Genomic DNA, 6735 nt, shown 5'->3' with positions numbered 1-6735 from the left:
TAGACATCGTATCGCCCGAATCGACTTGAACTTGCAGATCGTCACGGCAGGTAAGAAGATCTAAAACCGTCCACCATGTCTCCGAACATGTGTCCACCATGTCTCCGGTACATACAGGGAGAGGGCTAGGGTGAGGGTGCTTTTGCTTTTTCAAGCAGCTTGGGAGTAAAAGTCGAGAACGCTGACACCCGTCAGTAAATCAGTCTCCGGCAAATCCGCATGCTGATGCCCGCCCAGCGCGCAATACACCAGCCAATGGCGATCCTGAACATTGAAGGCGAGGCTGCCGACGAGGCTTTGCTGTTCGTCGTAAGGGGTAATGAGATAAAGGCGATCCTGGTTTTCAGCGTGAAGCATGTCGCGTTCCATGTGCGTTTCGAGGCGCGCATCTTGGTGTATCCACATGACGATGCCGTGACATGGGACAGCCATCGGTCGATTGTCATGTAATTTGTCGCAAAGGCTGGGGCAGGGCACTCGGGTTTCGGTAGAATCCGCGCCGCGGTCGTCGATCTGGCGTCTGCCATACCGGTTTAGATAGAGGTCTGTGATGTCGCTGCACTTGATGACGCTGTTTACCGCCCATCCCGCCAAATTGATCAACCTGCTGGCGCTGCTCCTGGCGTTTCCCGGCAGTTGGCTGCTGCACGCGACCCGCCGTCGTGAGCAGCGCGCGATGGCCAGCATCGCTGCCCAGCGCCAGGCACAGCCAAATGCCGAGCCGTTGCTGGATTGGGCGACGCTGCGCATGAACCGGTTTTTCTATCGATTTGGTTTTGCTTGCCTGGGGCTGGCTCTGATCGTCTCGTGGATCAGCACGCGTTACTAAAAGCAAAAGATCGCAGCCTTCGGCAGCTCCTACATGAATCCACTGTAGGAGCTGCCGAAGGCTGCGATCTTTTGATCTTGCTCTGAAAATTTAAAGCGGCACCCCAGCCTTCCCGCGGTACTGATTGCGCCCCGGCGTCGCATATTGCAGCCCTAGATACGGACGATGCTCTGCAGGGCAAGCATCCAGGCGGCTCTGCCATTCTTCCTGCGCCTTGGCCAACTCATCCGCCGGGAACCCCTCGGCAGCTTTCGGCACATTCAACTGCGGATCGGCATCGGCCCCCTGCGCATACGCCAGGTAATGCCCCGGGAACAACCGGTAACCGCCGAGAATCTGCTTGTCCATTTCGACCGCCAATTGCTTGGTGTCTTCGAACAGCTCGGTGATCGGCGCAGCGAAATTCACGTGCACCCGGCCCTTGTAGCCGGTGATGCCCTTGGCAATGCTCACGTCATCCTCGCCCGGCGCTTTCGCGTAGGTGCCGGTGGTGGCGCGGATGTACAACTCGCGAGCCTTGGCCTGGTCGCACGGGTCGTATTCGTAGCTGATCGACACCGGGGTGACGTTCAGCGAGCGAATGACTTCGCCGAACGGCTCGTCCTTGCGGCTCATGTGGAACATCTTGAGGATCGCCGACTCGGTGCGGTCGTCGCCATCCTTCGCCCGTCCCTCAGCCTGAGCGATCCAGATCGACGCGCAATCGTTGCGGATCGAATGGTTGATGTACGCCGACAACAATTGATACGCAGCCATTTTCTCGCGACGACCGGTGATCGAGCGATGAACGATGAAGCTCTTGTTCAGGCGCATCAGGTCGCTGACAAACGGCTTCTGCAGCAGGTTGTCGCCAATCGCGATGCGCGGCGTCGGCAGGCCGGCGTGGTACACGGCGTAGTTGACGAAGGCCGGGTCCATCACGATGTCGCGGTGGTTGGCGATGAACAGATAGGCGCTGCCGGACTTGAATTGTTCGACACCGGTGTAGGTCACGCCGTCGGTGGCGCGCTCAATGGTGTGGTCGACGTAGGACTCGACCTTGTCCTGCAACGTCGCCACCGAGGTCACGTCGGCGAACTCACGACGCAGCCGATGGGCTATAAGTGGTTTGAGCATCCAGCCGAAAGCACCGGCAAAACGCGGGAAGCGGAAGTGGGTGAGGATATCTAGAAACGCCTTGTCGCCGAGCAGTCGTGCCAGTACCACAGGTACTTCGCTGTCGTCGTAAGGTCGGATGGCATCGAATTCGCCCATCATGCTCTCTTGTTGGAAACGGCTAGGGTAAGTAAAGGTTTTGATCGAAAACCCGCGGGGCACGGTCTGAAAAAGTAGCCAGACAAAAATAGCCCTGCAAATAGACCGGCGATTATACGCACAAGTCACTTGGGAGACCGCGATGCTGGAAACTGCTCAGTATGATTGTCCTTATTGTGGGGAGGTTGTTGAGACGACGGTGGACTTGTCCGGCGGGGATCAGACCTATATCGAAGACTGTCAGGTGTGTTGCCGGCCAATCACGTTTGTCTTGCAGGTCCACGGAGAGGACTGGTTTCTGGAAGTCTTCAGCGAAAACGAGTGAGGCGCGCCCATGCAGCGAATCTACGAGCCGGAAAACCTGATGGAAGGTGAAATGCTCAAGGGCATGCTCGCCAGTGAAGGCATAGAAGCGCACTTGATCGGCCGCGATTTGCTCGGTGGCACGGGCGAGTTACCGATTTTCGGTCTGCTGGGACTGTCCGTCGATAACGACCAGGCCGAATACGCCCGCGAGCTGATCACCGCGTACAATGCCGCGCTGCCGCTGCCCGGCGATGAACCGGAGAGCTTCCCCGGGACGCTGGTCTGTTAGGCTGAGCTTCGTTTTACTTCAGAGTCGTGTTGCCCCATGTGTGGACGTTATGCCCTGTTTCGCTGGAACCGCGATTTTGCGGCCCTGCCAGGTTTTCCCGCCGATCAGCAGGCGCAGTGGAACATTTCCCCCAATGATTCGGTGTTGATGCTGCGTGCCGGTGAAGAGGGCGAGCGCACCCTGGCCCGCGCGCGTTGGGGGCTGACGCCGCCGTGGCTGACCGATCTGTCGAAGACCCCGGCGCATGCCCGTGCGGAAACCGTGGCCGAGCAGCCGATGTTTCGTGAGGCGCTGCGCCAGCGTCGCTGCCTGCTACCGGCGAATGGTTTCTACGAATGGCGCGGCACCCAGCGCAAGCGGCCGTACTGGCTGACGCCGGGGGAGGGCGCTTCGCTGTTTTTTGCGGCGATCTGGGAGGCGTATCCGGTGCAGGAACAGGTGTGGTTGAGTACGGCGGTGATTACTCAGCCGGCGTCGAGTCAGCGGCGGCCGTTGATTCTCGATGAGGCGGGGCAGGCGGCGTGGCTCGATCCCGAGACGCCGCTGCATGTGTTGCAGGGCTTGCTGGCGAGTGAACCGGCGGCGTTGCGCGAGCGAGTGCTGGCGAATCTGATCAATGATCCGAAGCTCAACGGGCCGGAGTGTTTGACTCCGGGTTAAAGCTTGTAGATCAAAGCCCCTCACCCCAGCCCTCTCCCAGAGGGAGAGGGAGCCGACCGAGTTGTCTTGAGCGATTCAGCGACCTGATGCATCGAGTCGATTATGGATTCAGTGAAGATCTTTCAGGTCGGTGTCATTCTGAAATATCCCCCAATCAGTCCCCTCTCCCTCCGGGAGAGGGCTGGGGTGAGGGTGTCTTCACCTCAGACCTTGAACTGATTGATCAACCGCCGCTGCTGCTCTGCCAGCTTGGTTAAATCAGCACTCGCCGAACTCGACTCATCCGCACCGCCCGCGACTTCATTGGCCACTTGCCCAATGTTGATCACATTGCGATTGATGTCATCGGCCACCGCGCTCTGCTCTTCCGCCGCACTGGCAATCTGCGTGTTCATGTCGTTGATCACCGACACCGCCTGCGTGATCGTCTCCAGCGCCTCCGCCGCTTTCGCCGCGTGTTGCACGCTTTCATCAGTGCGGTTCTGGCTGTCTTCCATGACCCGCACGACATCGCGGGTGCCCTGTTGCAATTGCTGGATCATGCTCTGGATTTCTTCGGTGGCTTTCTGGGTTTTCTGCGCCAGATTACGCACCTCGTCGGCCACCACGGCAAAACCGCGACCTTGCTCACCGGCACGTGCCGCTTCAATTGCCGCGTTCAGCGCCAGCAAATTGGTCTGCTCGGCAATCCCGCGAATCGCCGTGAGAATCGCGTTGATGTTTTCGCTGTCCTTGGCCAGCGTCTGCACCACTTCCACTGCTTTGCCGATTTCCACCGCCAGCACGCCAATCGAGTTCGACGTGTCGCGGACGATCTGCATGCCCTGACTCGCCGCCTGATCGGCATGGCTCGCCGCTTGTGCAGCCTGCGTCGCATTGCGCGCAACGTCCTGCGCGGTGGCGGTCATTTCCTGCACCGCCGTGGCCACTTGATCGATTTCGGCCATTTGTTTCTGGATGCCGATGTTGGTGCGAATTGCAATGTCGGCAGTGTGTTCCGAGGAATCGCTGACGCTCTGCACCGACGTCACCACCTGGGTGATCATCGCCTGCAACTTGGCCAGGAACGTGTTGAAACCTTTGGCGATCGAGCCCAGTTCATCACTGCGATCGCTGCTCAAACGTCGGGTCAGATCACCTTCGCCCTGAGCGATGTCATTGAGCATGGCGACCATCTGCTTCAAAGGACGGGCGATGCCGTGGCCGACCAGCCAGATCACCAGCAAGCCGAGGCCGGCAATGAGCAGACCGACCATGGCCATGCCGAACGTGTCGGACTTGCGCTGGGTATCCAGATCGCCCTGCAGCTTTTGCAGATCCGCCATTACCGCGTTCAAAGGCAATTGCAGCATCAATGTCCAGCGCGCGTCGGTCTGGCCGATGCCAAACGGCAGGTACAACTCGATGCGGCCCTTGTCCTTGTTGACCGAGTAAGTCACTTCACCGCGCTTGAGATTGGCCATGTTGGCCGTCTGTTCGGCGTCGAGGATGTCGCTGACTTTCTCGCCGAATTTGCTCGGGTCCTGGGTGTAGGCCACGATGCGGCTGTTGCCGCCGATCAGGGCCATTTGTCCGGCGCCGCCATAGAGTTTCTGGTTGGCGGCGAGGAGCATTTCCTGAATGAAGTTCACCGACAGGTCGGCGCCGACAATGCCCTGGAACGTGCCGTTGAGCATGATCGGTTCAATGAACGAGGCGAGCATGACGATCTTGTCGCCGACTTTGTAAGGCGCCGGATCGATCACGCAGGCTTTTCTGGTTTCCTTCGAGCACAGGTAGTACTCGCTGGCGCGCACGCCGGTGGACAGGGTTTTCTGATCGTCGACGTCGACCAGCTTGTCCAGACCGAGGGTGCCATCATCATTGCGGAACCACCACGGCAGGAAGCGCCCGTTGGCCGCATCGATACCGACTACGCTGGTGCCGACGTAGGCCGCGTCATTGTGATCCAGTGCGTTTTTTTCCCAACCGATATAGGTGCCGAGAATCTTCGGGTTCTTTTCGACGTTCTCTTTGATCAGGCTGATCAGTTGTTCGCGGCTGACGCTCAGGCGCGGCTGGCCGTCGGCATCCGGCATGCCAAGCAGGGCGTTGACCCGCACCAGCCCGCCGGCAATCAGCAGCGGCGCTTCGAGCTCGCGCTGGATCTGGCTGACCTGGGTTTGCGCCAGCGAGGTCAGGCGCTGTTCGATGACCTGCTCGAACTGCGCCTGGGTGCGCTGTTGCACCATCTCTTGCGTACGCGCGCCGGAAAACAGCGCGTACAGCACCAGCGCGGCGACCACGCTGAGGACGATGGCGCCGGCCAGGGCGGCGACGGAAAACTGGATCGACTTGAACTTCATGGGAGCTCCGCACGCAAGAGGACGTCTGCGGTGATGTATCGGCAGGGGAGCTAATGGACATGAGCAAAAGGGGCTGAATTGACCGTTTTGGATGTGTCCGTGTCGCATTCAGACAGGTGCAGAACCTTTGTCCGGCAAGGCAGTCAGTTCAGTATGAATTTTTTCCTACTACAGTCTGCCTGTCGCAGAGTGCGGATATCAGGAGTGATGGGATGAACAAGTCGCTGATAGCGGGTGTACTGGGCTCGGTGCTGTTGCTCAACGGTTGTGAGACGGTGAACACCACCAGTGCCGGTGAGGTGGGGGTGGTTCGTCAGCAGCGGATGTTCAGTCTGGTGTCGAGCGAGCAGGTCAATCAAGCGTATGCCCAGGACTACCAGCAGACCCTGGGTGATGCGAGCAGCAAGAATGTGCTCGACAAAACCAGCGCCGATGCGAAACGCATTCAGGCGATCGCCGATCGATTGATTGCCCAGGCGCCGACGTTCAGGCCGGATTCTGCGCAATGGAAATGGGAAGTCAATCTGATCAAGAGCGATGAGCTCAATGCCAACTGTGGTCCTGGCGGCAAGATCATCGTTTACACCGGTCTGCTCGACAAACTGCAACTGACCGACGATGAGACGGCTGCGGTAATGGGCCATGAAATTGCCCATGCCTTGCGCGAGCATGGTCGCGAGGCCTTGTCGAAGTCTTACGGCGTGCAAATGGCGCAACAGATGGCGATAGCGGCGGGGGGGCCCCCCCCTTTGGGGGGGGGGGGAAACAATGGTGTGAATCTGTTGATGACGCTGCCTAACAGCCGCACCAATGAAAACGAGGCTGACCTGATCGGTCTGGAGCTCGCCGCCCGGGCCGGTTACAACCCCAATGCGGCCATTACGCTGTGGGAGAAAATGAGCAAGGCCAGCGAAGGTGCTCCGCCGGAATTCCTCAGTACTCACCCGTCTTCAAATAGTCGCACTGCTGCGTTGCAGGCAGCGATTCCGAAGGTTATGCCGCTGTACGAACAAGCCCCGAAGTCCTGAGTCGGTGATCGTTCTCACGCTCTG

At 59.1% G+C, this 6735-nt stretch carries 8 protein-coding genes and 1 pseudogene; 5 read left to right on the top strand and 4 right to left on the bottom strand.

The window, feature by feature from the left end; genetic code table 11:
* Positions 1-150: 150 nt before the first annotated feature.
* Positions 151-357, bottom strand: a complete 207-nt coding sequence (locus AK821_RS29710) for a hypothetical protein (protein ID WP_008083982.1) — start codon at positions 355-357, stop codon at positions 151-153.
* A gap of 193 nt (positions 358-550) precedes the next feature.
* Here AK821_RS29710 and AK821_RS26550 point away from each other — a divergent pair, with 193 nt between their 5' ends.
* Complete coding sequence (locus AK821_RS26550; RefSeq protein ID WP_064392895.1) at positions 551-829, top strand: hypothetical protein; 279 nt, start codon at positions 551-553, stop codon at positions 827-829.
* 90 nt (positions 830-919) lie between these two features.
* Here AK821_RS26550 and AK821_RS26545 read toward each other — a convergent pair whose 3' ends face one another.
* Positions 920-2083 carry a 1-acyl-sn-glycerol-3-phosphate acyltransferase gene (locus tag AK821_RS26545; RefSeq protein WP_177330984.1) on the bottom strand — a complete coding sequence of 388 codons (1164 nt, stop codon included), beginning with the start codon at positions 2081-2083 and terminating at the stop codon, positions 920-922.
* 142 nt (positions 2084-2225) lie between these two features.
* Between AK821_RS26545 and AK821_RS26540 the strand changes: the two genes are divergently transcribed.
* The 3 genes from AK821_RS26540 to AK821_RS26530 are packed head-to-tail and all read left to right on the top strand — an operon-like array spanning position 2226 to position 3338.
* On the top strand, positions 2226-2408 hold the full coding sequence (locus AK821_RS26540) for a CPXCG motif-containing cysteine-rich protein (protein ID WP_064392893.1): 183 nt from the start codon (positions 2226-2228) through the stop codon (positions 2406-2408).
* A 9-nt stretch (positions 2409-2417) separates the two neighbouring features.
* Positions 2418-2678, top strand: coding sequence for a putative signal transducing protein (locus tag AK821_RS26535; protein WP_007912819.1), 261 nt, complete (start codon positions 2418-2420; stop codon positions 2676-2678).
* 36 nt (positions 2679-2714) lie between these two features.
* Positions 2715-3338, top strand: a complete 624-nt coding sequence (locus AK821_RS26530; RefSeq protein ID WP_064392892.1) for an SOS response-associated peptidase — start codon at positions 2715-2717, stop codon at positions 3336-3338.
* Between the two features lie 203 nt (positions 3339-3541).
* On the opposite strand, the gene AK821_RS31500 is transcribed toward AK821_RS26530, so the two are convergent.
* Together AK821_RS31500 and AK821_RS31495 are read right to left on the bottom strand one after the other, a co-directional pair.
* Positions 3542-4285: a methyl-accepting chemotaxis protein gene (locus tag AK821_RS31500; RefSeq protein WP_401167615.1), complete on the bottom strand. Its 744-nt coding sequence runs from the start codon at positions 4283-4285 to the stop codon at positions 3542-3544.
* A 111-nt stretch (positions 4286-4396) separates the two neighbouring features.
* Positions 4397-4594, bottom strand: a pseudogene (locus tag AK821_RS31495) (HAMP domain-containing protein); the annotation flags it as partial.
* A 1301-nt stretch (positions 4595-5895) separates the two neighbouring features.
* Between AK821_RS31495 and AK821_RS26520 the strand changes: the two are divergent.
* Entirely contained in the window at positions 5896-6711 is an 816-nt protein-coding gene (locus tag AK821_RS26520; protein ID WP_064392890.1) for a M48 family metallopeptidase, read from the top strand.
* Positions 6712-6735: the final 24 nt, after the last annotated feature.

The sequence above is a fragment of the Pseudomonas sp. RIT-PI-r genome (assembly GCF_001297015.1).
In the GTDB taxonomy this organism is placed as follows: domain Bacteria; phylum Pseudomonadota; class Gammaproteobacteria; order Pseudomonadales; family Pseudomonadaceae; genus Aquipseudomonas.
The sequence above is the reverse complement of the archived record's forward strand: the minus strand, read 5'-3'. Positions and strand labels throughout refer to the sequence as shown.

What these genes read in the sequence shown, in the direction of transcription:
- AK821_RS26540 (WP_064392893.1), top strand. Translation starts at nt 2,226, where the DNA reads ATGCTGGAAACTGCTCAGTATGATTGTCCTTATTGTGGGGAGGTTGTT.
- AK821_RS26520 (WP_064392890.1), top strand. Translation starts at nt 5,896, where the DNA reads ATGAACAAGTCGCTGATAGCGGGTGTACTGGGCTCGGTGCTGTTGCTC.
- AK821_RS26530 (WP_064392892.1), top strand. Translation starts at nt 2,715, where the DNA reads ATGTGTGGACGTTATGCCCTGTTTCGCTGGAACCGCGATTTTGCGGCC.
- AK821_RS29710 (WP_008083982.1), bottom strand. Translation starts at nt 357, where the DNA reads ATGCTTCACGCTGAAAACCAGGATCGCCTTTATCTCATTACCCCTTAC.
- AK821_RS26535 (WP_007912819.1), top strand. Translation starts at nt 2,418, where the DNA reads ATGCAGCGAATCTACGAGCCGGAAAACCTGATGGAAGGTGAAATGCTC.
- AK821_RS26550 (WP_064392895.1), top strand. Translation starts at nt 551, where the DNA reads ATGTCGCTGCACTTGATGACGCTGTTTACCGCCCATCCCGCCAAATTG.
- AK821_RS26545 (WP_177330984.1), bottom strand. Translation starts at nt 2,083, where the DNA reads ATGGGCGAATTCGATGCCATCCGACCTTACGACGACAGCGAAGTACCT.
- AK821_RS31500 (WP_401167615.1), bottom strand. Translation starts at nt 4,285, where the DNA reads ATGGCCGAAATCGATCAAGTGGCCACGGCGGTGCAGGAAATGACCGCC.